We start from the raw sequence: 26,041 nt of genomic DNA on the forward strand, positions 1-26,041 counted from the left end.
CTTGTAAAAGCCGGCTGGCGTTTATGGACCTCATCGTATATCTGGATCGCCAAAATGGAGCAGCGCAGTGTTACATCACGTAATGTTTCGTTGTGGTGGATTGTGGTAATATCCTTAAAAAAGGAGGGACAAAAATGCCCAATTACAAAGTTCAATACTATGAAAAAATACCGTTAGATTTAAAAACTATTGAGGTCGTAGAAGAAACCGCAGCTAAAGCCAAAGAAATCGCAATGGACAGGCTGGATAACCAATCCGGTGTAGGGCACTATACAATCCATAAAGTTGTTGAAATACGGAGCTGACTCTTTTAAGGAGTTAGTTCTTTTTATATAAAGCCCGTTAAACGATAGTGTTGATCGTTGACCAAAAGAAAAAGGACTGTTTTTTTATCTCCTTGTTTACCTCTTCTTTAACTGAAGACTCTGTTCATTTAAGTGCATTTCTTCACCATTATTAGGAAAAGCCTCAACAACCTTACACATAAAACATCCTCACTCTATCTTATTACTTAAATATTCTTCGAATGTAATTTTCCCTGCTTTTTGAACAGTATTAGTATTTTTTCCATCGAGGAAAGATCTATATAGCTTTCCTGGCAGGGAAATGCTTAAAATTTTATTTGTTTCATGATTTACTTTGATTTTCAGTTCAGCCATTTCTCTTAATGTCATTATATCCGGTCCGCCAAAATCATTCGCTCTTCCTTGTGGACCTTTATCCACTAAATCTATTAAATGACTGGCAAATTCACTTACATCGACACTTTGACATTTAATATTTCCAGGGACAATATATCTTTTAAAAAAAGGTTTTGATAAAAATGAATTTTCAACAAAGTGATGGAACTGAGTTGCACGTACAATTGTATAAGGGATAGAACTATTCTTTAATAAACCTTCTGCTTCATATTTTAGCTTATAATAATTGAGTGGTATTTCATCTATGCCAACAATTGATGGATAAATAAAATGTTGTATGTGTGGAATCCTTCTTAAAAATTCCTTAAAACCTGAAACCTCAACGCTTTTTGAATTTTTAATCGGGCTTGTTGCTGCATGAATAATGACATCTACATCCTTTACGGCTTCTTCTATACCTTTACAAGACAATAAATCGCTATAAACCCAATCGAAATCTCCTATTTCTTCAGGTTTTCTTCTCGAAGTTATTTTAACTGTATAACCAGAACCCTTAAGTTGATTTAGCAAAGCTGAACCCAGTTGTCCTGTTGCACCTGTAACCAATATCCTCAATTACAACACCTCTGTTTTTTGAATGATCGTTGTATTGTAATATTCAGATGTCGGGAGCTTTATTCAGTGAATCTGCCCGTTTATTCAACAAGAAAATCAACAGCAGCATGTAACAGAGCTTATATAAAAAATTATATTGTGAGCTGCGTAAATTACCGGCAGCAAAGCAGAAATGGAAATGGATACACCTTTAAAACATTTTGCCAGAGACTAGACAGCCTTTCATGGACAAGTGAATCGATCCTACGAAAAAGAACTGCACGAGCCAGCTGACGTTTACAGGCTATAGTGTTTACGTGGTAAACCCAGCGGAAACGAGACCGGAATATATGTGTTCAATGTGGCGTCCAAATTACTGTAAATGTAAAGAGCTATGACAGCAATCGGAGATAACCAGGCGGCACTTGCCAGGCGGCTATATGGTGTGTATAAAACATATTCTAGGCTGCTGGCTAAGTACGGAGTATTCGAGCAGGCAGCCGTTGAACATGCAGGGTGGGAAGCGTTATGGGCAGCTGTAAGGATGATGAAGATGAGGTAGATCCGGAATGTAGCTGGATATTATAACAGTACGCTTGATCGGATGCTGGACCATTTTATGTACAAAGATAGTCAGCGTTTGTTTACAGAAGCAGCGTCGTTAATCGCGCAAAAAAAGCCGCGGGGATAAATCCACAGCAGTAAGAAATAGGGGGGTCATTAGTTGGTGCGAAAACGATGTGTATCGTTACCCGTTTTGGCAATAAAATAAACCGCATACAAAAAAAGCTGCGGACGCGACTCCGCAGCAAAAGTCAGATGAGTGATGAAGGATAGGTGGTAAGAACCTTGCTTATTGTTACCCGATCTCCAGAACGATAAACAGCAAATGTGAAATTTGTGAAATAAAGCTCAGCGGACGCTATACAAAAAAAGGCCACGGAAAATCCGCAGCAAATCGTAACACATATGTAGAGAAACTAGGAGGTGGCAGGGTTGCCATGTTTAATCCTTTACCCGCTGCGACGAGAAGTTAAACCAAATACATAAAAAAAGCTACGGAAGCTCCGCAGCAAAACCCAGCTAGATATGGGGCAACGATTAATGAGGTATCCAAGATGTTAACATATCGCTGCATGTTATTTTTACCCGCTGTGATGAGAAAATAAACAATAAATGACATTTACAGGCCATAGTATGAACATGGATAAAGCCGCCGGAGAGGAGCCCGGAGTAGACGGTGCTTCGCCGCGCCTGCAATCGAAGGGCGGCCAGGCGCTCGTCAGTCATTTGTTTAGCGTGTATAAGGCATATTCTGCACTGTTGACAATCGAAAAGACTGACGTTGAAAACATCACCTGGTCCGCTTTATATATGTCTGTGATGCCCAAAAAAAGAAGCGTACCGTAAGCTGCCAGGCTTTTTCAACAGCTTGCTGAATAAGGCGATGGAACATTATGTACTCGGCGAATAAAATCCAGTGCTTGCGGGGGAGGAAGAACCGGCTAACTTTAGGGTTAAAGCCCGGATAAATGTAAAGAAGCCGGAAAATATTAACCCGACCTCAACCTGCTAAATTAAGAATTAAGCGGTGTTATAAAGATAAAGGCACTAATTTCACACAACGAAATATAAATGAATGTAGGAGTAGGTTCATCTATATCTTTGAGTACAAGGATATAGGAATCCACTCTTATTAATCTGCCGGTAAATTCAATATCACTTTTCGTTATGACAGAAATAACCTGACTTTCTAATTTTCTTAATTCACTCTCGAGTCCGGGGATGCAGCAGCAGTCACACCCTTTCTCTTGTTGCTCAATATTTTGATCTTCTTGTGAAGAGGAAGACATTCTTTAATCACTCCTTTCTTTAATAACTTATGAAGAAGTGTTTAAGTTTGTAACGATAATTACCTAGGTTTAAACTGTTTTTGAAGATATAGATATATCCGCAGGCATTATTTGACGTGCCTTGGATGAATTACAATATTTGAATGATAACGATAGCCATAAAAAAGGCGGGGTTTTAATAAAAGAAACCGCTAAATTACTAAAGTCATATTTCGTGGAGAGTGCTGTTATTTCAGGGGTTGGCTGGCGGGGACGAGTTCGCTGTCATTTTAGTAAATACAGATCAAGCACAGGGTGGAGCCTTTGTAAAAAGCTTCCTGAAAAAATAAAAGAATATAATATAAATAAAAAAGACGTAAAACTCAACATGTCGATTGGGTATGCAGTTAGCGGCCATTCTATAGGACAAATGGACATGTTATTTGCGGAAGCTGATAAAAATACCTATGAAGATAAGAAAGCGAAAAAGGAACAGCATCAAATTAAATTGGACCGGTGATGATTGAGACTGCATAAATATTATAGGGATAATTTGATCGAAATTATGCACCATAAAGCCGAGAAGCCAAAAGAAAATCAAAAGGTAAAATCATTTTAAAAAAGCTATTCTGATGAACGCGAAGGTCGCGGCCACTCGCGGCGTGCTTCAGTTAGCTGGTATTCCGTCCGCCTTTTTGAACATACTCATTCAGCCCCTTTTATTTGTAAAGCAAATCGCCACACAAAAGGAAGGGGCTTTTTGCGGCGCCAGCATTTTCCGCGTATACATTCGCCCGGCTCATTCAAAATATAAAGAGCGGACTGTAAAGCGAAAGGAGCTGGGCAAGATGAAGAAATATGTACTTCTTAGGATGACGTTATTATCGGTTGTGGTCATACTGGCTGCCGGCTGTGCCAATCAAAATGAAGAGGCCCATCAACTCGACTATGAAGAAACGAAAAAAATGGTTGTGGATATATTAAAAACAGACGAAGGAAAAAAAGCACTGCAGGAAGCGATAAAAGACAAAGAAGTCCGGCGGGAAGTGATCATGGATGAAAAAGTGATCAAGGAAACGGTTCAAACGACGTTAACATCTGATAAAGGCAAGGAGTTCTGGCAAAAAGCCTTTGAAGATCCCAAATTTGCCGAAACGTTTGCCAAAAGCATGAAAAAGGAACATGAAGCACTCCTCAAAGAGCTGATGAAGGACCCTGATTATCAAAAAATGCTGATCGATGTTATGAAAGACCCTGAAATGCAGAAAACGATGCAGACAGCGATGAAAAGCCAGGAATTCAGAAAATATCTTCAAGGCGTCATAGAGGAAACGCTGGCTAGTCCTTTGTATAAAGCAAAAATGGAGGAAGCCATTAAGAAAGCGGCGGAAGAAGCGCAGAAAAAAGAGCAGGGCGGAAGCTAAGAAGTGTTAGCTTCCTGTTTTTTTGCCGTAAAGTCCCTTTTTAAAGGGCCTTTTTTCTTATTTATAAATGTAAGCGATTTAATTGATTCTTTTTCATTTTGGACATGTTTATACAAGTAAAAAGGGAGGTAGATGTAGTTTTACCTCCTGCACTTCTTTGCAACTAGGTACATATAAACCATAACGATCATGAAAGGGAGAGGGGATAAAATGAAAACAACGAAAGAAAATGGTACAGGAAGGCTTATGTCTGCGGATGGAGCTCCTGTCGAAACGGAAGTGCCGCAGAAAAAACAGTCTTTATCTCAAAAAGCTTACTTAAAGCTCATTACGCTCATTTCAACATTCGGCGGTCTTTTGTACGGATACGATACAGGCGTGGTGAATGGAGCACTTCCTTTTATGTCCAGGGAAGACCAGTTGAATTTAACGCCGTTTACACAAGGACTTGTGACCAGCTCACTGCTTCTTGGAGCCGCGTTTGGAGCCATATTTGGCGGAAGGATGTCTGATAAAAAAGGAAGACGGAAAACCATTTTAAGTGTTGCGTTTGTTTTTTTACTTGCTACAATCGGCTGCGCCGTTGCACCAAACGTGGAAATAATGGTTTTTTGCCGGATCGTATTGGGTCTCGCTGTTGGAGCCACTTCGGTTACCGTCCCCGCTTTTTTAGCGGAAATGGCACCTGCTGAACGCAGGGGGAGAGTCGTCACCCAGAACGAGTTGATGATTGTTACAGGCCAATTGCTTGCATACATATTTAATGCCGTTTTAGCCAATTCTTTCGGTGAACTTGCTCATGTCTGGAGATATATGCTTGTTATTGCGACCTTACCGGCGGTGGTGCTGTGGATCGGGATGCTGATGGTTCCGGAGAGCCCGCGCTGGCTCGCTTCAAAAGGAAGATCAGTTGAGGCATTGAATGTACTAAAAAAAATTCGGGAAGCGCAGCGGGCGAAAACGGAATTTAATGACATTGAACATACGATTCAGGAAGAGGGCAAAATCAAAAAAGCGACTTTTAAAGATTTGAAGCTGCCTTACGTCCGCAGACTCGTTTTGATTGGAATCGGGATTGCAATGATTCAGCAGTTAACGGGCGTCAATTCGATTATGTATTACGGAACCGAAATTTTAAAAGACGCAGGATTTTCAACAGAAGCGGCTTTGGTCGGCAATATCGCCAACGGTGTGATTTCTGTATTGGCGACCTTTGTGGGTATTGCGCTGCTTGATAAAGTAGGAAGGCGCCCAATGCTGTTTACCGGCATGGCGGGCACGAGTACATCCCTGCTGTTAATCGGGATCTTGTCTATTGTGCTGAAAGACAGCAGCATGCTGCCGTACATCATCCTTGGTCTCACCGTTGTTTTCCTTGCTTTCCAACAGGCAGCTGTTTCTCCGGTAACCTGGCTGATGCAGTCGGAAATCTTCCCGCTTCATCTGAGAGGGCTGGCAATGGGGATTACTGTTTTTTGTCTTTTCATGATGAATTTCCTTGTGGGACTGCTGTTTCCAGTTTTGTTTGATGCATTTGGTTTATCGAATACGTTCTTCGTTTTTGTTGGACTCGGTGTTTTATCACTTTTATTTATTAAGCGGTTTGTACCGGAAACAAAAGGGCGTACACTTGAGGAAATTGAGCATTCTTTCCAGGCATCGGAAGAACGTTATCTGGCCAGGGCAAAAAGAAAATAAACGCATTGTTTTCCCCTTCATGCCTTTTCAAAAGGTAGGAGGGGTTTTTTCATTTCTCTCTTACTTGTAGTTGTGTACATATGCAGGTGGGGCCATAAAACGGAATGGTAGACAAGCAGGCGCTTTGTGCTATTTCGGGCAAAAAGAAATAGAATCATATGGTTGTCGTTATTTGACGACCGAAAAAGATTGATTATGTAAACGCTTTCTTTTATAGTAGAACTTGGGTTGGATGGCACGCGTGGCCATCACGGTATTTGGCGTAGGCGGGGCCGATACTAAAGGAAGCAATATGTGCAGGATGCATCAGAAAACGTTTTTAAAAATGAAAATATACAGAAAGGCGGATGAAAAAGAAAGAGAGACTTTTAAAATATTTTGAACAAGACAGCCGAAGGCCGAAGCAAAAGAGATAAAGAAACACATGCTTTAGTGAGAGAAAAGATGATGGTGCTTTTAAGCGCTTTTTATCTGAAATATGAATGAGAATGGCCGCAGACTAAAATGATGTGTGGATGAAAAGGTTTTATAAACACAAAGATTGCTATGAAAGAAAAATCTTGATTAGCAGCTTCCTGCTTTTTATCACTGCTGGGTAAAACATCCTCGTTTTCTTCAAAGAATCATTATCAGGGATGAAGATTCTTCCGTTTACTTTTTAAACGGCTCATCATCAGATCCTCTTGAACAAAATTCTATCGGAAGGCCGTTGGTGTTTATGCGCCGGCGGCCTTCTTTCGGTTTTGTCTGCTTTTTGTTATGGATTACCCAATGGATTCCTCTATGTTTTTCACCCGGACATTTTCTTTTTATTTTCACATGCAGTTGGAGAATAAATAAATATTCCTATTTAATGGGAAGGTTTCAGGAAAATATGATATAATGCTCACAATACAATTGTATCGTGTGTGTGCGATTTGCTGTAAATGAGCAATAGAACAGAAATCTCCGATAAAGGCAAACTTTCCGAAAGGCAAGGACGCAAAGCCAAGGGTCTAACGTTTTAAACTATGACAGCCGGTTACCGAAAAGGATTGGATTATTGAAGTCAACAGGGTATCGTATCATGCTTATAGCAGATAAAACTCTTTATTTATTGACGCTTCCTAATCTTTTTAGGAAGCTTTTTTTGCATTCTGACTTTTATGAATCTTTACAAAGCCGGCTTCGTTTAAATTCATACCAGCAAGGAGTAGAGAATCGTTGAAAATTGGGACGAAACTATGGACAGGGTTTAGTATAGGGCTTGTTTTTGTCAGTATCATTGTTTTATTAGGCTTTGGGCAGTTTTTTCAGTTTAAGGATACACTGCACGATTTATCCGGCAGCCAGTACAGGAAACTCGATTTAACGACCACGATTCGAAGTGAAGGCAACACCATTGCAAAATCTATGCGTGATCTGCTTCTCGTTGATTCTTCTGCCGCAAAAGAGCAGCTCATAAATGAAATCGAGGACACGCAAAGAAAAATGGATACAAACCTATCCGAATTGGCTGCTATTACGACAAAGAATGATACAAAAGCTGCCGCTGAAAACCTTGAAAAGAACTATGTATCTTTTATTGGCCTGAGCGACCAAATCATATTGGATGTTAAAGCTGGCAGAATGGCGGAGGCTTCGGGTTATCTAGCAGGAACAGGAGCGCAGATCGAAAAAAGCTTTTTTGAAAATATTAACGAGTTGAATGATTTATACGAAGCAGGAATGGAAGAAAAATTGAATGCGTCTTTAAATGAATACAACAAGGCTTTACGTTACATAGGCTATCTTAGCCTGTCCGCTTTCATCGTCGTGCTTGGATTTCTGATCTGGATGCAGCGTACGCTTACAGGCGGATTAAAACATGTCTCAAATGTCATGTTGAGCTTTGTGGATGGAAAAGCCGGTCTCTCAACGAGAATTCACCTGAAACGCAAAGATGAAATTGGCGATGCAGCCAAAGCGTTTAATACAATGGCTCAATCACTGGAGGAACATGTACAGGAAATTGAAAAGCAAGGATGGTTAAAAGCCAACCTGGCTGAAATCGCGACGAAACTGCAGGGGATGGAGTCTGTTTTCCCTGTAGCCAATACCTATATCCAAACCATTACGCCGCTTGTTGGGGGAGTTCAAGGAGTATTTTATTTAAAAGAGGAGGGGCAGGAGGATCTGCAGCTGGCCGGCTCTTATGCTTTTAATGAAAGAAAGCATATGGAGAATCGGTTTTCAGTTGGCGAAGGCATAATCGGTCAATGCGCTCTTGAACAGCAGCCCATTCTGCTGAAAAAAGTGCCATCTGACTATATTACAATCCGGTCAGGGCTTGGGGAGTCGGCTCCTCTTTCCATTATGGCTCTTCCCGTCACGTTTGAAGGAAAACTGTGGGGGGTGGCAGAGATTGCTTCTTTCGATGGTTTTACCGCCATTCAGCAGGCCTTGCTGACGGAAACCGCGCAGGCGCTTGGAATCATTCTGGACAGCATTTACAGCAGAACGCAATTAGCCAAACTTCTTGAAGAATCCCAAGTAATGACAGAAGAACTGCAGGTTCAAACGGAAGAGCTGCAAGTGCAGCAGGAAGAACTGCGGAAGCTAAATGAAGAACTAGAAGCGCAGGCAATGGAATTAAAAGCGTCGGAAGAATCTCTTCAGCAACAGCAGCAGGAACTCGAGTATATGAATACAGACCTGGAAGAACAAAACAGCAAATATGAACAGAAAAACAGAGAAGTGGAAATGGCGAAGGCGGATTTGGAGCAAAAAGCAGAGCAGCTTGCCCTGAGCTCAAAATACAAGTCAGAATTTTTAGCCAACATGTCTCATGAATTGCGGACGCCGTTAAACAGTTTGCTTATTTTATCCCAGCTGCTGCTTGATAATCCACAGCGCAACCTGACAGAAAAGCAGCTGGAATTTGCCCGTACGATCCACTCTTCGGGCAAGGATCTCCTGCATTTAATCAATGAAATTCTGGATTTAGCCAAGATTGAATCAGGGAAAATTGAAACAGATGCGCAACCAGTTTCCCTCGTCCAAGTGGCTGAAGCGCTTCATGCCAAGTTTTCTTTTATGGCTGAACAGAAAGAAATTGATTTTAAAGTAGTAGTAGAAGAAAACGTTCCTGCCCACATATTCACAGATTCTATGCGTCTGCATCAAGTATTAAACAATTTGATCAGCAACGCCTTGAAGTTTACCGGGAAGGGACATGTAACAGTAAACATCAAACGGGAGGATGGCCATATCTCGTTTATCGTCAGTGATTCAGGAATCGGGATCCCTAAAGACAAGCTATCGTTAATTTTCGAGGCTTTTCAGCAGGTAGACGGCACGACAAGCCGCAAATATGGAGGCACAGGCCTTGGATTATCCATCAGCCTTGAGCTGGCCCGCCTTCTTTCTGGAGAAATTCATGTAGAAAGCGAAGAAGGAAAAGGAAGCACATTCCGTTTGTCTTTGCCGTATGAAGAAGCAAATCAGGTCCAAACCGTTCAAGCACCTGCATCATGGTTAATGGCCGAGGGACAGCTGGCATCCGCAGCTGAAGCGGCTGCGCCGGTAAGGGAAAAACCGGCTGGGACCCCGGAAAAGGAACAGGACGACCCGTTAAGAAAAAAGCTTCTCATTGTAGAGGATGAAGAGGGGCAGAGGATGAGCATAAAAGAGCTGATGAGCGTTTATCCAATTGATATTTATACAGCGGGAACGGGAGCAGACGCGATGCAGTCCTTAGCAGCGCATCGTTTTGACTGCATGATTTTAGATTTGCAGCTTGCCGATGTCTCAGGGCTTGACCTTCTTCAGCAACTGGAAAAACAGCCGGCCTTCAAGCCTGCCCATATGATCATTCATACAGGCAGGGAGGTCACGATAAAAGAAGAAATACATTTAAACAAGTATACAAACACGATTATTATCAAAGACACAATGTCGCCTGAAAGACTTCTTCAAGAAACGGCAGCTATCTTTCAGCTGCCGGCGGATTCCCTGCCGCAGAAAGCAGCATCTGCCGCAGCTTCCATAACAGACAATGTGTTAAAGAAGAAAAAGGTTTTACTAGTAGATGATGACGTTCGCAATTTGTTTGCTGTATCGAGCATTTTAGAAGATCACGATATGAATGTGACTTTTGCAGAAAACGGGAAGGAAGCTCTCCGGCTGCTGGAAGAAGGCATGTCATTTGACTTGATTTTAATAGATATTATGATGCCGGAAATGGACGGATATGAAACGATGCAGCATATCCGCCGAAAAATAAACTGGCGGTCACTGCCAATGATCGCTTTAACGGCCAAAGCGATGAAGGATGACCGGGAAAAATGCATAGAAGCCGGAGCATCGGATTATATAGCGAAGCCGATCAACCCGGAACAGCTCATTTCGCTGTTAAAAGTTTGGCTGTACGGACAGGGTGAAAAGCAGCATGAGGCATGAAGAAATAGAAAAGCTTGAAATAGAGCTTTTGTTAGAAGCGATTTTTCGAAGATACGGATATGATTTCCGGAATTATTCTTATCCATCGATCAAACGGCGTACCTGGCATCGAATTGCCGCAGAAAAACTGGCGGGTATCGCGGCGCTTCAAGAAAAAGTGATTCATGATCCGTCCTGTATGAACCGGCTGTTTTATGATTTTTCCATCAATGTGACAGAGATGTTCCGCGATCCATTATTTTTTCTTTCTATGCGTGAAAACGTGATGCCGCTGCTTCGGACCTATCCTTTTATCCGCATTTGGGTGGCGGGATGCTCGACCGGCGAGGAAGTTTATTCGCTGGCTATTTTGTTAGAGGAAGAGGGTTTGCTGGAAAAGTCTAGAATCTATGCCACAGATATGAATGCCCGCGTCTTAAAGCAAGCTGCAGAAGGGCTGTTTTCACTGAAAACAATGAAAGATAACACAGATAACTATATTAAAGCAGGCGGCAAACGGGCATTTTCTGAGTACTATACGGTGAAATCCAACGAAGCAGTGTTTCATCCGCGGATTAGAGAATGCCTTGTGTTTGCCCAGCACAATTTGGTAACAGACAAGTCTTTTAATGAATTTCACCTTATTTTGTGCCGGAATGTTTTAATTTATTTTAACCGGACGCTCCAGGAGGAGGTTCACGATTTGTTTTACAACAGCTTAAGCCCTTTCGGATTTTTAGGCCTGGGAAACAAAGAAAGCATCCGCTTTACAAAACATGCAAAGCAGTATGAGGACGTGGATGTTCAAGAAAAGATCTATCGAAAAATAAGGTGAATGCAGACAAGAAGGTAGGGAATTTAACATGGATAAGAAAAGCAAAATTTTATTAGTTGATGATCGTCCAGAAAATTTATTTGCCTTGGAATCTGTTTTAGAAAATGATTCTTATGAGCTTGTGAGTGCGTATTCAGGAGAAGAAGCCTTAAAGCTGTTATTAAAGGAAGAATACGCCGCTATTTTGCTGGATGTGCAAATGCCCGGGATAAATGGCTTTGAAACAGCCAAAATTATTAAAATGCGGGAGAAAACGAAGCATATTCCCATTATTTTTGTGACGGCTATTAACAAAGAGGTCGAACATGTTTATACGGGCTACTCTGTGGGTGCCATTGATTATATGTTTAAACCGTTTGAACCGGAAACACTCCGGGCTAAAGTCAGCCGGTTTGTGGATATTTATCAAAGCCAGAAATTGCTGAAAAAGAAAAATGAGGAATTGCAGCAAGCCCATATGGAGCTTTCGTCTCTGGCTAAAGAATTGGAAAAAACAAAGTCCCTGTATGAAGTAATCAGCGAAACCCATTTAGATGCCATTATTGTTTTTAATGAAAAAGGAAAAATTATTATGGCAAATCCTGCCGCCCACCAGATTTTTCAGTATGAAGGGATGAAACTGGCAGGTCAGCCGATTGAGATGCTCCTGCCGTTTTTTCAAGCGGAGGGATACAGACAAACAGAAAAATTAGTTGAAAAAAAGGGGAAGAAACGCGACAGCAGCACTTTTTCAACTGAATTGCAAGTGGCGCAGGCATATGTGGAGCAGGGAAAAGAGCGAATTTTTGTTTGTGCCCTGCGTGACATTACGGAAAGAAAAGAGCAAGTGGCAAAATTAGAATACCAGGCTACACACGATTCTTTAACAAACTTGCCCAATCGGTATTTTTTATACAAATGTTTAAAAGAAATGGTTGAGGGGCATTGTGCGGAAGAACCATCGTTCGCCCTCATCTTATTGGACTTGGACCAGTTTAAAACGATTAATGATACGCTTGGCCACCATATGGGCGACCAGCTTTTAAAAGAAGTAGGATACTGCCTCCGGCATGTAAGCAGCACCGGGGGCATTGTGGCCCGGCTTGGCGGTGATGAGTTTGCCCTGCTGGTGAAGGATGCGGCAAAGGAAAACGTAATGGCAGTTATTCAGCGTATCCAGCGCGTTTTATCTCAGCCATTTATGATTGGAGGAAAACCTCTTACCGTTCATTACAGTGCAGGGATTGCCCTGTTTCCTGAACATGGGATTGATGAAGAAACCTTGTTCCGTAAAGCAGACATCGCTATGTATACAGCTAAAACAAGCGGCAGCGGCTATTCTTTTTATACGGACGATCAACAGCAGCAATCGAATTTGAATCAAGTGATGCTGATGGGGGAATTGGGCTCTGCTATTCAAAATAAAGAGCTGCAGCTGCACTATCAAGCTAAAGTGGATATTAAATTGAATATGGTAGTGGGGGTGGAGGCGCTTGTTCGATGGAAGCACCCGAAATTAGGATTGATTTTTCCTGACGAATTTATTCCGCTGGCAGAGCAAACGGGATTAATTCATTCGCTGACCCTTGATGTGTTTGACCAGGCTGCTTGCCAAATTCGACAATGGCTGGATAATGGATTAAATATCACTGTTTCCGTCAACCTCTCTGCCCGCAATCTGCAGGATGAAGGGCTTCCGGAAAAGCTCAAAGCAGTTTTAGATAACTATCAAGTGCCTCCTCAATGTTTTACTCTTGAAATTACAGAAAGCATTATTATGACGAACCCTGAGAGAGCGATGCAGGTACTGACACAATTACATCATATGGGGGTAGTGCTGTCTATCGATGATTTTGGCACCGGCTATTCTTCTTTAGCTTACCTAAAGCATTTGCCTGTTAATGAAATTAAAGTCGATAAATCATTTGTAATGGATATGATGCATGATGGGAACGATATGATTATTGTTAAATCCATTATCCATCTAGCGCATAACCTCTCGTTAAGGGTAACCGCAGAAGGAGTAGAAAACGAGGAAATACTAGAAAAGCTTCGGGAGTTTGAATGCGATACAGCCCAGGGGTATTTCATCACCAAGCCTTTGCCTGCCGATCAGATTTTTCAATCACTGGAAAAATCCGACTGGAAAGTGAGAAAAGTGAATTTAATATAATAGACACTGTATACAAACAGGGAAAAAAAGAAAGCCTGAATAAGCATTTTTTCAGACTGTAGACAAATGATATGGATGACCGTGCACATGAATAGGATCGGCGGCGTCCAGGCAGCTCTGCTTTCCACGGGGCAGGTGCTGAGCCCATAGGAGTCTGCGCGCCTCTCCCGCCGCCAGGTGGCTTGCGGCAAGATGATATAAGAGCGAATAAGGTCGCAATCTTTCTGTTTAAAAAAGAGAAAATGTCTATTCATTTTTGCCTGTGGATCTTCCACGCTGCCCTAAGGGGTGCGAAGTCCGGCAGGCTCGGCTTATTGGCTCTTTTTTAAAGCGAAAGACTTTTGCTGCACACTGAGAACGCCTAAATAGGCGTTCTTTTTTTAGTTATTCTTCGCTTTCATTTATTCATTAGCCATTAATCCAGCACGTTTTTGATTTGTGTTTTTTACATTTGCCTGTACTTCACTTTTGTATGGATCGTGTACGCTAAAAGCGCTTTTTAAAACGCTGGAATCGGCCGAACGTGTATACAAAGCACAAATCCGGGGAAACTGTCGATGATTGCTGGCAAGGCGAAAGGAGAGAGATTATGAAGCGGAAAGCCACAAAAGACGCGGTGGAAAAATATGCGAAAACACCAAAGAAAAACGTTGAAGAAACCGATTATTCCGTTGAATTTGCCCGCGGGGAGGACCCGATGAAAGGGGCAAACCGCAATTCAAAATTGGGGCGAAAAGGCAGAAGCTAACCATAAGAAAAGAGGAGGAAAAGGGCATTGTCACAAAACAACCAATTTAAGCCGGGACAAAAAGCGCCGAACAATGGTGTTTACATTGAAATCGGTGAAACAGGTTCGTCGGTCACCAATCCTCAAAAAATCGAGCTGAAAGCAGGCGATGATTTTCCGGACACAACCAATAAAGACCGAATTTGGACAAGGCATACAAAATCATAAAGCCAGCAGCCCTTCTTAGATTTCTTTTCTAAGAGGGCTTTTTGGCGCGTGAAAAAAGAAGCCTTTTTACTTTGTTTGCATATAAAAGGGACAAGCCGCATACATTTGATCATGAGAAGCAAATGTTTTTTAAGAGGAGAGGGGACGGGAATGGAGATGAAAGAAGACATTCAATTCATAAGGGATATTATGGTAGATAAGATTGAAGAATTAAATGATGTGATTGAAATGGGCGGGACGCTCAGCCCTAAAGTGGAATTAACCTTTGCCATCGGCCTTCAAAGCCTGCTCAGCCAGTCGATTCAAAAAGGAGATAAAGCGGGCAGAAACAATCCGCCTCCCGCCAAGAAGTCAGAGTATGAGACCCTTTCTTCCATTGCGAACAAGTAGCGGATGGACAAGCCATTAAAAACGGATCCTTTATGGGATCCGTTTTTGATTAAAGGAATGTGCGCTGTACTTTATGCCAGAATGAATTGTTTTTTAATTTAACCGTTTTAATAATGCTGCCGGTCATTTCTACTTCTATGTTTTGGATGTTTTGGATGCTGAGCGCTTCATTGTCTAGGCCAATAACCGGGTAGTTATTGCCGTCTTGTACGATGCTCAGCGTCAGCTTGCGGTCGCTGTGTAAGATAAATGATGAACCGAGCGTACGGAATTGGTTATTGTTTAGAGATGCCATTTCATTCACCTGCATACATGGAATGCGAGGGTCTACAACAGCTCCGTTTAAGGACCGGTTGTAAGCTGTGCTTCCCGTTGGTGTAGAAACAACAATGCCGTCACCGCGGAACGTTTCAAAGTGAAGGTCATCAATATGTACGTCCATGACTAATGTTTTAATAATGGAAGAGCGAACCGACAGCTCGTTCAAGCATTTAAAATGGGATTCACCGTCGATATGCACATCTATCACTGGATAGCGGCGCACTTCTACTCCAGCCGTTTGAATTGCTTCGATCATTTTCTCCGTATCGTGAATGTGAAAATCACAATACAAGCTTGCTTCCACTTCGTCTGTTACACCGACGTATAAGCAGTCATCACGAAATCCGGATTTGCGGACCGCCTGCAAAAACGCTCCGTCGCCGCCAACCCCCACAATAATATTGGCTTCTTTGTAATCATCTACTACGACAAATCCCTGTTCTTCAGCAAGTGTAATCAGCTTTTCAATATCAGGCAGTTTTTCAGGATCTTTTTTATACGAAAAAAACATGTTTCTTCTTGATTCCATTGGCTAAAACTCCTTTATCGTACAAGATACTTCCATTCTAATGTATAAGGGCGGCAATAGTAAAGGAGGACGTCAGGTAAAAAAAGCAATTGTGATCGGTGCTGGAATCGGGGGCCTGGCTACCGCTGTTCTATTACAGTCAAGAGGCATACATACAAGGTTTTTGACGAAAACCGCACGCAGGCGGCAAAATAATGAATGTTGATGTAAAAGGCTTTCATTTACTATACATGAGGCACGACCCATTCGGACGGGGGAAGCCCGGGTGGTTACGCTAAGCGGATTGAATGCGCCTTTTCATTAAATGTTGCAAAACCCATTACTGAGAATCGGAAAGATGGATTTGGAACACATAGGCATTCATATATTAACGAAGAACAGGATTGTTATCTTTCTTAAAAATGCTTTCACCCATATGCGTAAAGGGGCGGGCAATAAAATGCACGCTCTGGTTTCAGCAGGGGACGCTTATCTTTATGAAAGCTTTTTAAAAGAAAAGGAAGAAATGACTTTGCCTGCCGAACTTGTCATCCCGCCTGGCAATGCGCTGCATATGCGTTTAGAAAAGAATGGAAAGGGAACGTTTCTACTAAACAAGTAAGCGCAGGAGGGAAACAGCTTGGCAAACGAATGGTGGAAAAGGGCAGTCATTTACCACATATACCCCCGGAGTTTTCAAGACAGTAACGGAGATGGGATTGGTGATTTACAGGGCATCATCTCGAGGCTGGATTATATGAAAAAGCTGGGGGTGGATGCGATTTGGCTTTCACCGGTGTACCAGTCGCCGAATGTCGACTATGGATATGATGTATCAGATCACCGGGCTATATCGGAAGACTATGGCACGATGACAGACATGGAGGCATTGATTTTTGAAGCAAATCGCCGCGGGCTGAAAGTAATTTTAGACATTGTCTACAATCACACATCAGATCAGCATCGCTGGTTTTTAGATGCGAAAAAGTCGAAAACGAGCCGGTTTCGGGATTTTTATCATTGGCGCCCCGGCACCCCCGATGGCCCGCCGTCCGACTGGGTGTCTACCTACAATACAAGTGCATGGGAATTTGATGAAAAAACGGGTGAGTATTATCTGCATATGAACAGCCGGCGGCAGGTGGATTTAAACTGGGAAAACCCGGATGTCATCCATGAAGTAAAAGAAATGATGATTTTCTGGATCCGAAAAGGCGTCTCTGGATTTCGGATCGACCAGCTTGGCCACATTAACAAAAAAAAATCGCTGCCGTCATACGAACAATATGTAGACAAAGAAGCAAATCCTCATTTTGAAATCATTAAAGATGAAGGGGCGCATCCGTACATCCATCACTTAAATGAAGCCGTTTTTTCAAAATACGGCATCATGACGGTTGGAGAAAGCGGCTCGGCTACGCCGGAAGAAGCGCTCTTGTATACCGACCCGGACCGGCGCGAAGTGAATATGGTGTTTTCCTTTGACCACCTGCAGGTGGAAGAGGCAGGCCCGGAATCCGATGTAAAAATAAATGTGGTCCAGTTAAAAAAAGTAATGGAAAAATGGCAGAAAACCTTGGGGGAAAAGGGCTGGAATACGCTGTTTTGGTGCAATCACGATGAGCCGCGCATTGTTACGCGTTTTGGGGACGACAGCGGGCACCGTGCAGCATCTGCTAAAATGCTGGCCGCGACACTACATATGATGAAAGGAACGCCTTATATTTACCAGGGAGAAGAAATCGGCATGATAAATGCAGATTTTGAAGGAATAAACGAGTTTCGGGACAGCAAGTCCATTACCGAATTTCACCAGCGGCATTATGAACAAGACGAGGACAAAGAAAGCGTGCTGGCCGACTTAAATAAAAGAAGCCGTGACCAGGCAAGAACGCCCATGCAGTGGAATGACGGGAAACATGCCGGCTTTACGGAGGGAGAACCGTGGATTAAGGTTAATGATAACTATTTAAGTGTGAATGTACAGCAGAATTTGGACGACCCGGAATCGGTTTTCTGGTTTTACCATAAACTGATTCACATTCGGAAAACAGAACCGGTTGTGACCGAAGGAACCTTTGATTTAATGGCGCCGGATCATCCGTCTGTTTTTGCTTATACGCGGACAGGAGGAGGCGAAGTACTGCTTGTCATTAGTCATTTTGGCAAAAAGCCGGTTTCTTTTGCAGTAGACAGGGAGCAGATAAGCGGCCTGCCCGGTCACCTGCTTTTATCCAATTATACGGTGGAGGACGACGCATCATTCCTGGAGAAGCCTTTTGAGCTGCGTCCGTATGAAACAAGGATTTATCTGTTTAAAGAAACGGAAAAAGAACGATAAAAAGCCGGCTGCTGATGCAGCCGGCTTTTTTTGGGATTTTAAATTGTCTCAGTTGAATGAGCGTCACGGTTAAAACTCAACGCTTTACTAGTGAAGGAGTATGTGGACGAGGATAATTGGAATTGTTTGTTACGCTTCCATTGCCTGTTCGTTTTCCTGATCGTTACGCATTAAATAAAGCGTGAAGAGGTCTTTCGGTACTTCATATAAATCGAATACAGCTTCGTTTTGATTTAATTTAGCATACACATCGGGCCGTGTTTCATTAGCCAAAACAACATAAGGCAGTTTTTCTGCCGCTTTGCGCGAGCGGATATTGACTTTGCGAATGGACATATAAACCGATTCAATGCCCATTTCATAAAACAGCTCTCTGAAAAACTCTTCTTTGGCCGGTGCATTGTAGCCTTTCCCGTGATAAGGCTTGCCGAGCCACGTGCCGAGAAAGCCGGCGCCGTTTTCAATATCATACAAGTTGATTGTGCCGATTGGGCTGCCCCATTCGTCAAGAATCGTCCGCGAAATCAGTTCACCCCGTTCTTCTGCTTCAATCGTTTGCTTGGTGGCAAACACAAACTCCTCGTATGAGTGGACTTTTTGGCGCACAAAAGGGAACACATCCGGGTGCGTCATCAAATCAAATAAAACATGACTTTCATGAACATCGCGTTTCTTCAACATTTTCTTTCCCTCCTCTGTTTTACACAACGAGGGCATAGCGGTTCATACGTGTCCCGATCCACCCTCGAAATTTTTTAAAAAACAAACAAGACCGTCACAACTGCAGCCTGTCCATAAAAAAATTCCGGGATGGGAATCGAACCCATTAGAACCGATAGAAGAAACCGGTGGCGCACCATTTGCCTTCCCAACACAACTAGCATTAAAATGTCGTCGTTAATCACATCATATAAAATTTTTACCCATTTGAAAATAGATTTTAAACGCAAATTTAAAATTTTTTCGACACGATTTTAAATTTTAATTGAAAATGGTTTTCATTACCCTGTAATGATAGGAAAATCCAATATGCACCGGCTCGTATGCACTAAGAATGTGCGGGTCCGATTGCCGAAGTGCCTGGCGATACTGATCCGAAAACAGATGAGAATGAAGGTGATGTTCCCGAAACCGGCCTGGCAGGTTATCACCGGATTGAAAAAGGACTGCAGGCTGGCGGTACGACCAAAGGATGCGCATCATACACCAGCAGCTGATTGATAACACGAAGCTGCTTCATGCAAAAGTGGAAACGGTTGAAGCAACGCCGGTTCTTTTCATTACAGGAGCCGTCGATTTATTGAATGAAGTGCCGACACCAAAAGTAACAGATGAAGAAGACCGGTATTCACATATGGATTTGTATGATTTTGCAGCAAATGTAGAGGGAGCGGAAAAAATCTTTTCCCTGCTGCAGCCGAGACTGAAGAAAAAAGACGAAGCGCCGTCGACTGAAATCGAATTAAAATCCGATGACATATATACTCTGCCCAACAATCAGAAAAAAGCATAGGCACAGTGCCCTTTTAAGGAACACACCAGGCGGGCATTACAGCGCCTGCCCCAAACCTTAACCACAACAGAGCGGGCAGAAGTGATCGCTCTTTTAAAAGAATGGACGGCTGCCGCTGCTCAAATGGACGCAGTGAAATTGATCGGCCGGCTGAAAATGCACCTATGCCGCCTGAAGATACAGAGGCAGCAGACGGCTGGAGACACCTATATGGTTGTGTGCCGTGTACAGATGTTTATCGAAGTGTGGGCCCGGACAACATCGAAAGAACAGGAAGCGGCATTTGGGCGCCGCCGCTCAAGCGGTGGCCCGCCGGGAGGGAAAAACGAATTTGAAAAGCTGATCTTTCTAAAAGAGACGAAACAGGCCAAAAGCAAATACCGCCGAATTCCCATACAGCGCTTGCGCATGGAAACAAAAGCATCATCAATATTTTGCGCCGGTCGTATCCGTACGCGGATTGATTGGATCCAAAAACAGGCAGCTTTGACCGCAGGGCTTTTGTTTATGAGTTTTCAGCGGAGCATTCGAAAGCAATTCATGCCATTGAAACACGCCTGGCAAATAGCGATAAGCTCAATGAATAGGCGGCGGATCCAACGAAGGAATGCCATATTTGCCTGCCTGGTGTGAAAAAGGGAGGCTGGCCCGGTGAAACGTTATTTTCTTAAAGTGGCTGTTGTTTTCGTTATTATATGCGGAATAGAGATGCAAAGTGCATCGGCAGCAACCGATGCGGACGCTTTACTTATGCCGGCTGGCAGGGCAATGATGAAAGGGCTGACGGGCATTGCCGCTGCTCTAATGACGATTGGGGCTGGCATCTGGCTGCATGGAAAATCGAATATTGCAAAGTGGAACGCTTTTGTGGAGCAGCCGATGGGAAAAGCCGCAGCGTCAGGAAGCATCCTGTCCTTTGCGTTTATCAGCTTTTTATCGGTATTTAGAGAGGGTGCGGAAACGATTATTTTTATGCCGGCATGGCGCCGGATATGAGGGCAGGGGCACTTGCCGCCGGTGCGTCTTTTTTTCACACGCGCAGCGCTGTTAATCTATTGTATGGGCCTTTAACATTTTAGGTAAAAGCATTCATTCTCGTCAGGCTGCAGGGGTCATTGATACTCATACAGCTCCTGCTGTGGCGTTTATTGATGTAATTGGCTTATACCCGGCGCTTGAAACGATGCTGCCGCAGGTTATTCCCCTTATTATCATGGTCATTTTAGCGCTTTGGTTTAAAAAACAGGAATCAGCTGCTTGACAGTATATTGAAACAAAGTTCATAATGGTAACAACATTCGAATAAACCTTTCCGGGGCAGGGTGCAACTCCCGACCGGCGGTGTTGGGCATTGAGGCCCTCAGTCCGTGACCCGCATCATGTGCATGCGGTGGATCTGGTGTGATTCCGGAGCCGACAGTGAAAGTCTGGATGGGAGGAAAGGACAGTGTACGTTTTCTGATTTTTTGGAAGGGAAACGTTTATTTCTTGATGCTAAAAGCCCCGTATTGACTGTCAATGCGGGGCTTATTTTGTCTAGCTCCAGGCGCCATCGGAGGTCCACACGATGTGGATCACAAAAGCGTTGCAGCATGATGCTGCGTTTTAGCTTTTGCTCCTTATGAGCCGATAAGCAGGCGCCCTGCGCTTTTCTTGTGTACAGGCGGTATTTTGATTAAGGAGGATGGCTATTCTCGTGAATAAAGAACAATATATGAATCTTGCTCTTTCGCTCGCCGAAAGCGCGGCTTACCAAACATCACCAAACCCTCCTGTGGGCGCAGTTGTCGTCAAAGACGGCCGAATTCTCGGAATGGGTGCTCACCTGAAAGCAGGAGAAGCTCATGCAGAAGTGAATGCGCTCATGCAGGCGGGTGAGGCGGCACAGGGAGCAGATATTTATGTAACACTTGAACCGTGTGCTCATTTTGGCAAAACACCGCCCTGTGCAGATCTTATTATTGAAAAAGGTTTGCGCCGTGTGTTTATTGCTGCGGTTGACCCCAATCCGCTTGTAGGCGGCAAGGGTATTCAAAAGCTTCAGGAAGCTGGTATTGAAGTTGAAACTGGCGTTTGTGAACAACGGGCACTTGAAGTATTAACACCATTTTTTCATTTTATCCAAACAAAACGGCCTTATGTGACGATTAAAACTGCTGTTACCGCCGACGGCAAAACGGCTGCCCATACCGGGCACAGCCGCTGGATCACAAGTGAAGCCGCCAGAGAAGACGTACACCTTCTCAGAAGCCGTCATGATGCCATCCTAACAGGTATCGGCACGGTTCTGCTTGACAACCCGCTCTTGACTTCCCGACTGCCCCAGGGAGGAAAAAACCCGATTCGAATTTTACTGGATACGCATTTGCGCGTTCCGCTTGATTTTCACATTGTTCAAAACAAAGAAGCAAAAACAATTATTTTCTGTGCGTCCGATGCCCAGACAAAAAAACAGCGTGCATTAGAAGATGAAGGGGTTACGGTGATCCGCCTGCCTCATATGTCGATTGATGCGGTGCTGGATGAGCTCGGCAAAATGAACATTATGACACTGTTTGTAGAAGCAGGTGCTGAAATGAACGCCTCCTTTTTAGACATCGGTGCGTTCAACCGGCTCATTATGTATATGGCGCCAAAGCTGATCGGCGGCAAATCGGCTCCATCTTCTTTTGGAGGATTGGGCGGATCGTCGATGGATGAAGCACTCGACCTTGCTTTTGTTTCAATGGAGCAAGTAGGGCCGGACTTGAAAATTGTCATGGAAAAAAGGTGATCCTATGTTTACAGGAATTATAGAAGAACTTGGCACAGTCGAACGAATTGTGCGCGGAGGCCGGTCGCTGCAGCTTACCATTGCTGCCAAAAAAGTGCTGGAGGATGTTCACCTTGGCGACAGTATTTCAGTCAGCGGTGTTTGTTTAACCGTTACGACTTTTACAAAAACTCACTTTACCGCTGATGTAATGCCTGAAACCTTTATATCTACCGCTCTTGCTGCTCTTACGCCGGGAGCGCGTGTGAATTTAGAGAGGGCGATGGCGGCTAATGGCCGGTTTGGCGGACATTTCGTCTCCGGACATGTAGATGGCGTCGGTCATATTGTCTCAAAGAAGCACGAAGAAAATGCCCTGTACGTGACGATCTCGTATCCAGAAGAGCTGAGCCGCTACTTTTTGTATAAAGGCTCCGTCGCTCTGGATGGTACTTCTTTAACGCTTTTTGGGGTGACAGACGAAGGGATTACCGTATCTCTTATCCCGCACACACAGGACGAGACCATTTTAGCTTCTAAAAGTGTGGGTGATCCTGTGAATATTGAGTGCGACATGCTCGCGAAATATGTCGGCAGTATGCTGGAGAAAAAAGAAGCGCCGAAACGCGGCATTACGATGGATTTATTAAAAGAGAACGGTTATTTGTAAGGAGGAATATCCATGTTTTCGACAATTGAAGAAGCAATTGCGGATTTAAAAGAAGGTAAAGTCATCATTGTAGTGGACGATGAAGACCGTGAAAACGAGGGCGACCTTGTCGGCATCGCCGACCTTGTGGACGGTGCCATGATTAATTTTATGGCAAAAGAGGGCCGCGGCCTTATTTGCGTGCCGGTTGAAGAACAAATTGCGAACCGGCTTCAGTTCCACTCTATGGTGGAACGCAACACGGACAGCCATGGAACGGCGTTTACAGTGAGTGTGGACCATATCAATACGACAACCGGCATCAGTGCCTTTGAACGGGCGGATACCGTAAAAGCGATTGTAGACGATGCGGCTGTGCCTGCTGACTTTAAACGGCCGGGACATATTTTCCCGCTGATTGCCAAGTCAGGCGGTGTGCTGCGCAGAACCGGCCATACCGAAGCTGCCGTAGACCTTGCCAAGCTTGCCGGATACAAGCCGGCTGGTGTGATATGCGAAGTGATGAATGATGATGGAACGATGGCCCGCATGCCGGAGCTTGAAGTAATGGCGGAAAAATTCGGCCTGAAGATTATTACGATTGAGCAGCTTGTTGCTTACCGCCGCGGTCGTGAAACGCTTGTCCGCCGCGAAGCGGATATTCAGCTTCCAACGGATTTTGGACAGTTCCGCGCGGTTGGCTATGAGGAAGATTTAACAGGCCAGGATCATGTAGCGCTTGTAAAAGGAGATATTTCTGGTGAGGAGCCCGTGCTTGTCCGTGTTCATTCAGAATGCCTGACAGGCGATATCTTCGGCTCACACCGCTGCGACTGCGGGCCGCAGCTTCATGCTGCCCTTGCACAAATCGAAGAAGAAGGCCGCGGCGTACTGCTTTATATGCGTCAGGAAGGCCGGGGTATCGGGCTGATTAACAAGCTGAAAGCATACGAGCTTCAGGAGCAGGGCTACGACACGGTCGAAGCAAACGTAAAACTCGGATTTAAAGATGATCTGCGTGATTACGGCATTGGCGCCCAGATTTTGCGTGACCTTGGCATTTCCAAAATGCGGCTGTTAACAAACAACCCGCGCAAAGTTACCGGCTTAAACGGGTACGGTCTCGATATTGTCGAGCGTGTGCCGATTGAAATGCCGGCCAATGATGATAACCGCAGTTATTTAAAAACGAAAATCTCAAAGCTTGGCCATTTATTACATGTAGAAGAGGGGAATAAATAATGGGAAAAACATTTGAAGGACATTTAATTGGAGCAGGATTGAAAGTAGGCATCGTTGCCGGCCGTTTTAATGAATTTATTACAAGCAAACTTATCGCAGGAGCAGAAGATGGGTTTATCCGCCATGGTGTAGACGCAGACGACATTGATATCGCCTGGGTGCCGGGGGCATTTGAATTGCCGCTCGTTGCAAAAAAAATGGCGGAAAGCGGAAAGTATGACGCTGTCATTACACTGGGTGCTGTTATTCGCGGAGCCACTGCTCACTTTGATTATGTCTGCAATGAAGCAGCAAAAGGAACTGCCCAGGCTGGCATGCAAACGGGAGTACCTGTAATCTTTGGGCTTTTAACAACAGATACGATTGAGCAGGCGATTGAACGCGCCGGTACAAAAGCGGGCAATAAAGGCTGGGATTCAGCGATGTCAGCTATTGAAATGGCGAACTTGCTCCGCTCATTTGAGGCGTGATATAATGGCCTCTGTGGCTGGCTGCCAGACGTTCGTCTGACAGCACAGCGGGTAGGGAGAGGGCGCTTCACAGTAAGCAGGTTTTAACAATGAATGGAGGAATTTTTAAGCTTCGCGAGCACGGAACAACCTTCGCGAAGGAATGGTCTGCGGGTGTAACGGGCTTTTTAACCGTTATTTACATTATCGCAGTGAATGGGCTCATTTTATCTGAAGCAGGCATGCCATTTGAGGCTGCTGCTGCCGCAACAATCGTGTCAGCGGCTGCAGGGTGCTTGATTATGGCGCTCTGGGCAAATGCCCCGATCATTATCGTGCCGGGCATGGGGATTAATGCCATGTTCACATACACGTTTGTCCAGGAGATGGGCATGACTTGGCAGCAGGCACTTGGCGTTACCGTTACATCGGGCCTTTTATTTGCCGTCGTGACATTTACGCCGCTTGCCGCCAAGTTAAACAGCGTGGTGCCTGCATCCTTAAAAGAAGCGATCACGATTGGCCTCGGTTTATTTCTGATTGTAATCGGCGTAGAGAAAGCCGGATTTTCCTGGGCTGCTCTCTTAACGCTTCTTGTAGCCGTCATTCTTTATTGGCGCAAGGTGCCGGGAACATTCATCTGGGTGATTGCAGCCGGAACCGGCATTGCCTGGCTGTTCGGCAGTCTCCCGGAATCATCGGGCAGTGTTGGAATCAAAAGCTATGGGGAAGTATGGGGTGCCTGGACGATTCAAGGCCTGTCCCCGTTCGTTTTTATACCAGCGGTTTTTTCGTTGACGATGGTGCTGGTGTTTGAAAACATCGGGCTTGTGCACGGGCATTTGAATTTGGCCCGGCAGCCGGAAAAATTCAAGCGTGCCATCCAGGCCAATGCTGCTTCTGTTCTGGCAAGCGGGCTGGCCGGATCAAGCGCGAATGTATCAGCTGTGGAGAGCGCAGCGCCGATCGCATCCGGCGGACGGACAGGTTTAGTGCCGCTGACGGCAGGCCTCTTGTTTCCGCTCGCTTTTATCGCAGCGCCATACCTAAATATGGTACCGGGCTCTGCAGTTGCCCCGATTTTGATGATTATCGGTACGCTGATGGCGATGAATATCCGCCGCCTGCCCGTTTCAGACTGGACTGAATCGATTCCAGCCTTGGCGATTATCGCCATCATACCGCTTACCTCAAGCATTGCAGACGGTATTGCGGCTGGCTTCATTCTGTATCCTATTTTAAAAGTGACCCGCGGGCGATTCCGCGAAGTGCCTGTTTCGATGTATATTATCGCGGTGCTTTTCCTAATGAATACAATTGTTCACTAAAAACCCGCCTGCAGGAGGC

At 44.3% G+C, this 26,041-nt stretch carries 28 protein-coding genes and 2 riboswitches; of the genes, 23 read left to right on the forward strand and 5 right to left on the reverse strand.

All coding sequences use genetic code 11. The annotated features are described in order from the left end of the window. The first annotated feature begins 134 nt into the window (after positions 1-134). The gene (locus L2D08_RS05925; RefSeq protein WP_242232836.1) at positions 135-305 is read left to right on the forward strand and encodes a hypothetical protein; all 171 of its coding nucleotides are present in this window, start codon (positions 135-137) and stop codon (positions 303-305) included. A 189-nt stretch (positions 306-494) separates the two neighbouring features. On the opposite strand, the gene L2D08_RS05930 is transcribed toward L2D08_RS05925, so the two are convergent. Continuing rightward, on the reverse strand, positions 495-1,256 hold the full coding sequence (locus tag L2D08_RS05930; protein ID WP_242232837.1) for an SDR family oxidoreductase: 762 nt from the start codon (positions 1,254-1,256) through the stop codon (positions 495-497). A 373-nt stretch (positions 1,257-1,629) separates the two neighbouring features. Between L2D08_RS05930 and L2D08_RS05935 the strand changes: the two genes are divergently transcribed. Together L2D08_RS05935 and L2D08_RS05940 are read left to right on the forward strand one after the other, a co-directional pair. After that, positions 1,630-1,797: a hypothetical protein gene (locus L2D08_RS05935; protein ID WP_242232838.1), complete on the forward strand. Its 168-nt coding sequence runs from the start codon at positions 1,630-1,632 to the stop codon at positions 1,795-1,797. A gap of 635 nt (positions 1,798-2,432) precedes the next feature. After that, entirely contained in the window at positions 2,433-2,645 is a 213-nt protein-coding gene (locus tag L2D08_RS05940) for a hypothetical protein (RefSeq protein WP_242232839.1), read from the forward strand. A 167-nt stretch (positions 2,646-2,812) separates the two neighbouring features. Here the strand turns inward: L2D08_RS05940 and L2D08_RS05945 are convergent, their stop codons facing one another. Beyond that, positions 2,813-3,088, reverse strand: coding sequence for a hypothetical protein (locus L2D08_RS05945; protein ID WP_242232840.1), 276 nt, complete (start codon positions 3,086-3,088; stop codon positions 2,813-2,815). 139 nt (positions 3,089-3,227) lie between these two features. Between L2D08_RS05945 and L2D08_RS05950 the strand changes: the two genes are divergently transcribed. From L2D08_RS05950 to L2D08_RS05990, 9 genes are all read left to right on the forward strand, one after another. Continuing rightward, entirely contained in the window at positions 3,228-3,587 is a 360-nt protein-coding gene (locus L2D08_RS05950; protein ID WP_242232841.1) for a nucleotidyl cyclase domain-containing protein, read from the forward strand. A gap of 112 nt (positions 3,588-3,699) precedes the next feature. Next, positions 3,700-4,491, forward strand: a complete 792-nt coding sequence (gene gerD / locus L2D08_RS05955; RefSeq protein WP_309241329.1) for a spore germination lipoprotein GerD — start codon at positions 3,700-3,702, stop codon at positions 4,489-4,491. A gap of 210 nt (positions 4,492-4,701) precedes the next feature. Continuing rightward, positions 4,702-6,189 carry a sugar porter family MFS transporter gene (locus L2D08_RS05960; RefSeq protein ID WP_255821853.1) on the forward strand — a complete coding sequence of 496 codons (1,488 nt, stop codon included), beginning with the start codon at positions 4,702-4,704 and terminating at the stop codon, positions 6,187-6,189. Positions 6,190-7,135: 946 nt separating this feature from the next. Further along, positions 7,136-7,218: riboswitch (cyclic di-GMP riboswitch) on the forward strand. Positions 7,219-7,392: 174 nt separating this feature from the next. Beyond that, the gene (locus tag L2D08_RS05965) at positions 7,393-10,608 is read left to right on the forward strand and encodes a response regulator (RefSeq protein WP_242232842.1); all 3,216 of its coding nucleotides are present in this window, start codon (positions 7,393-7,395) and stop codon (positions 10,606-10,608) included. Beyond that, positions 10,598-11,422: a CheR family methyltransferase gene (locus L2D08_RS05970; RefSeq protein WP_242232843.1), complete on the forward strand. Its 825-nt coding sequence runs from the start codon at positions 10,598-10,600 to the stop codon at positions 11,420-11,422. The genes L2D08_RS05965 and L2D08_RS05970 overlap by 11 nt, the downstream gene beginning before the upstream one ends. Positions 11,423-11,450: 28 nt before the next feature. After that, complete coding sequence (locus L2D08_RS05975) at positions 11,451-13,574, forward strand: EAL domain-containing protein (RefSeq protein ID WP_242232844.1); 2,124 nt, start codon at positions 11,451-11,453, stop codon at positions 13,572-13,574. A 589-nt stretch (positions 13,575-14,163) separates the two neighbouring features. Further along, complete coding sequence (locus L2D08_RS05980; RefSeq protein ID WP_242233181.1) at positions 14,164-14,322, forward strand: hypothetical protein; 159 nt, start codon at positions 14,164-14,166, stop codon at positions 14,320-14,322. 27 nt (positions 14,323-14,349) lie between these two features. After that, on the forward strand, positions 14,350-14,529 hold the full coding sequence (locus tag L2D08_RS05985; protein WP_242232845.1) for a YjzC family protein: 180 nt from the start codon (positions 14,350-14,352) through the stop codon (positions 14,527-14,529). A 150-nt stretch (positions 14,530-14,679) separates the two neighbouring features. After that, positions 14,680-14,919 carry a hypothetical protein gene (locus L2D08_RS05990; RefSeq protein ID WP_242232846.1) on the forward strand — a complete coding sequence of 80 codons (240 nt, stop codon included), beginning with the start codon at positions 14,680-14,682 and terminating at the stop codon, positions 14,917-14,919. Positions 14,920-14,968: 49 nt separating this feature from the next. Here L2D08_RS05990 and L2D08_RS05995 read toward each other — a convergent pair whose 3' ends face one another. Continuing rightward, positions 14,969-15,769: an NAD kinase gene (locus L2D08_RS05995; protein ID WP_242232847.1), complete on the reverse strand. Its 801-nt coding sequence runs from the start codon at positions 15,767-15,769 to the stop codon at positions 14,969-14,971. A gap of 337 nt (positions 15,770-16,106) precedes the next feature. On the opposite strand from L2D08_RS05995, the gene L2D08_RS06000 reads away from it, so the two are divergent. Both L2D08_RS06000 and L2D08_RS06005 read left to right on the forward strand, forming a co-directional pair. Then, the gene (locus L2D08_RS06000; protein WP_242232848.1) at positions 16,107-16,370 is read left to right on the forward strand and encodes a hypothetical protein; all 264 of its coding nucleotides are present in this window, start codon (positions 16,107-16,109) and stop codon (positions 16,368-16,370) included. A gap of 18 nt (positions 16,371-16,388) precedes the next feature. Further along, on the forward strand, positions 16,389-18,089 hold the full coding sequence (locus tag L2D08_RS06005; RefSeq protein WP_242232849.1) for a glycoside hydrolase family 13 protein: 1,701 nt from the start codon (positions 16,389-16,391) through the stop codon (positions 18,087-18,089). 129 nt (positions 18,090-18,218) lie between these two features. Here the strand turns inward: L2D08_RS06005 and L2D08_RS06010 are convergent, their stop codons facing one another. Both L2D08_RS06010 and L2D08_RS24250 read right to left on the reverse strand, forming a co-directional pair. Beyond that, positions 18,219-18,770 (reverse strand): GNAT family N-acetyltransferase, encoded by a 552-nt coding sequence (locus L2D08_RS06010; RefSeq protein WP_242232850.1) that lies wholly within the window; start codon positions 18,768-18,770, stop codon positions 18,219-18,221. 300 nt (positions 18,771-19,070) lie between these two features. Continuing rightward, positions 19,071-19,292 carry a hypothetical protein gene (locus L2D08_RS24250; protein WP_309241330.1) on the reverse strand — a complete coding sequence of 74 codons (222 nt, stop codon included), beginning with the start codon at positions 19,290-19,292 and terminating at the stop codon, positions 19,071-19,073. Here L2D08_RS24250 and L2D08_RS24255 point away from each other — a divergent pair. The 9 genes from L2D08_RS24255 (at position 19,282) to L2D08_RS06050 (ending at position 26,022) form a co-directional block, all read left to right on the forward strand. Continuing rightward, entirely contained in the window at positions 19,282-19,602 is a 321-nt protein-coding gene (locus tag L2D08_RS24255; protein ID WP_309241331.1) for an imelysin family protein, read from the forward strand. The two genes, L2D08_RS24250 and L2D08_RS24255, sit on opposite strands and share 11 nt — an antisense overlap. 81 nt (positions 19,603-19,683) lie before the next feature. Next, positions 19,684-20,235 carry a Dyp-type peroxidase domain-containing protein gene (locus L2D08_RS06020; RefSeq protein ID WP_242232851.1) on the forward strand — a complete coding sequence of 184 codons (552 nt, stop codon included), beginning with the start codon at positions 19,684-19,686 and terminating at the stop codon, positions 20,233-20,235. 18 nt (positions 20,236-20,253) lie between these two features. Beyond that, on the forward strand, positions 20,254-20,598 hold the full coding sequence (locus tag L2D08_RS06025) for an FTR1 family protein (protein ID WP_242232852.1): 345 nt from the start codon (positions 20,254-20,256) through the stop codon (positions 20,596-20,598). Positions 20,599-20,740: 142 nt separating this feature from the next. Next, positions 20,741-20,863, forward strand: coding sequence for a hypothetical protein (locus tag L2D08_RS24020; protein ID WP_255821854.1), 123 nt, complete (start codon positions 20,741-20,743; stop codon positions 20,861-20,863). A gap of 43 nt (positions 20,864-20,906) precedes the next feature. Continuing rightward, positions 20,907-21,049, forward strand: a riboswitch (FMN riboswitch). A 249-nt stretch (positions 21,050-21,298) separates the two neighbouring features. Next, positions 21,299-22,375 carry a bifunctional diaminohydroxyphosphoribosylaminopyrimidine deaminase/5-amino-6-(5-phosphoribosylamino)uracil reductase RibD gene (gene ribD / locus L2D08_RS06030; RefSeq protein WP_242232853.1) on the forward strand — a complete coding sequence of 359 codons (1,077 nt, stop codon included), beginning with the start codon at positions 21,299-21,301 and terminating at the stop codon, positions 22,373-22,375. A gap of 4 nt (positions 22,376-22,379) precedes the next feature. Beyond that, the gene (gene ribE, locus L2D08_RS06035; protein WP_242232854.1) at positions 22,380-23,024 is read left to right on the forward strand and encodes a riboflavin synthase; all 645 of its coding nucleotides are present in this window, start codon (positions 22,380-22,382) and stop codon (positions 23,022-23,024) included. Positions 23,025-23,036: 12 nt separating this feature from the next. Then, positions 23,037-24,245, forward strand: coding sequence for a bifunctional 3,4-dihydroxy-2-butanone-4-phosphate synthase/GTP cyclohydrolase II (locus tag L2D08_RS06040; protein WP_242232855.1), 1,209 nt, complete (start codon positions 23,037-23,039; stop codon positions 24,243-24,245). Then, on the forward strand, positions 24,245-24,715 hold the full coding sequence (gene ribH / locus L2D08_RS06045) for a 6,7-dimethyl-8-ribityllumazine synthase (protein WP_242232856.1): 471 nt from the start codon (positions 24,245-24,247) through the stop codon (positions 24,713-24,715). Before L2D08_RS06040 ends, ribH begins: the two co-directional genes overlap by 1 nt. Positions 24,716-24,804: 89 nt before the next feature. Next, positions 24,805-26,022, forward strand: a complete 1,218-nt coding sequence (locus L2D08_RS06050) for an NCS2 family permease (protein ID WP_242232857.1) — start codon at positions 24,805-24,807, stop codon at positions 26,020-26,022. Positions 26,023-26,041 lie beyond the last annotated feature (19 nt).

Origin of the sequence: Domibacillus sp. PGB-M46 (genome assembly GCF_022668875.1) — a bacterium.
In the GTDB taxonomy this organism is placed as follows: domain Bacteria; phylum Bacillota; class Bacilli; order Bacillales; family Domibacillaceae; genus Domibacillus.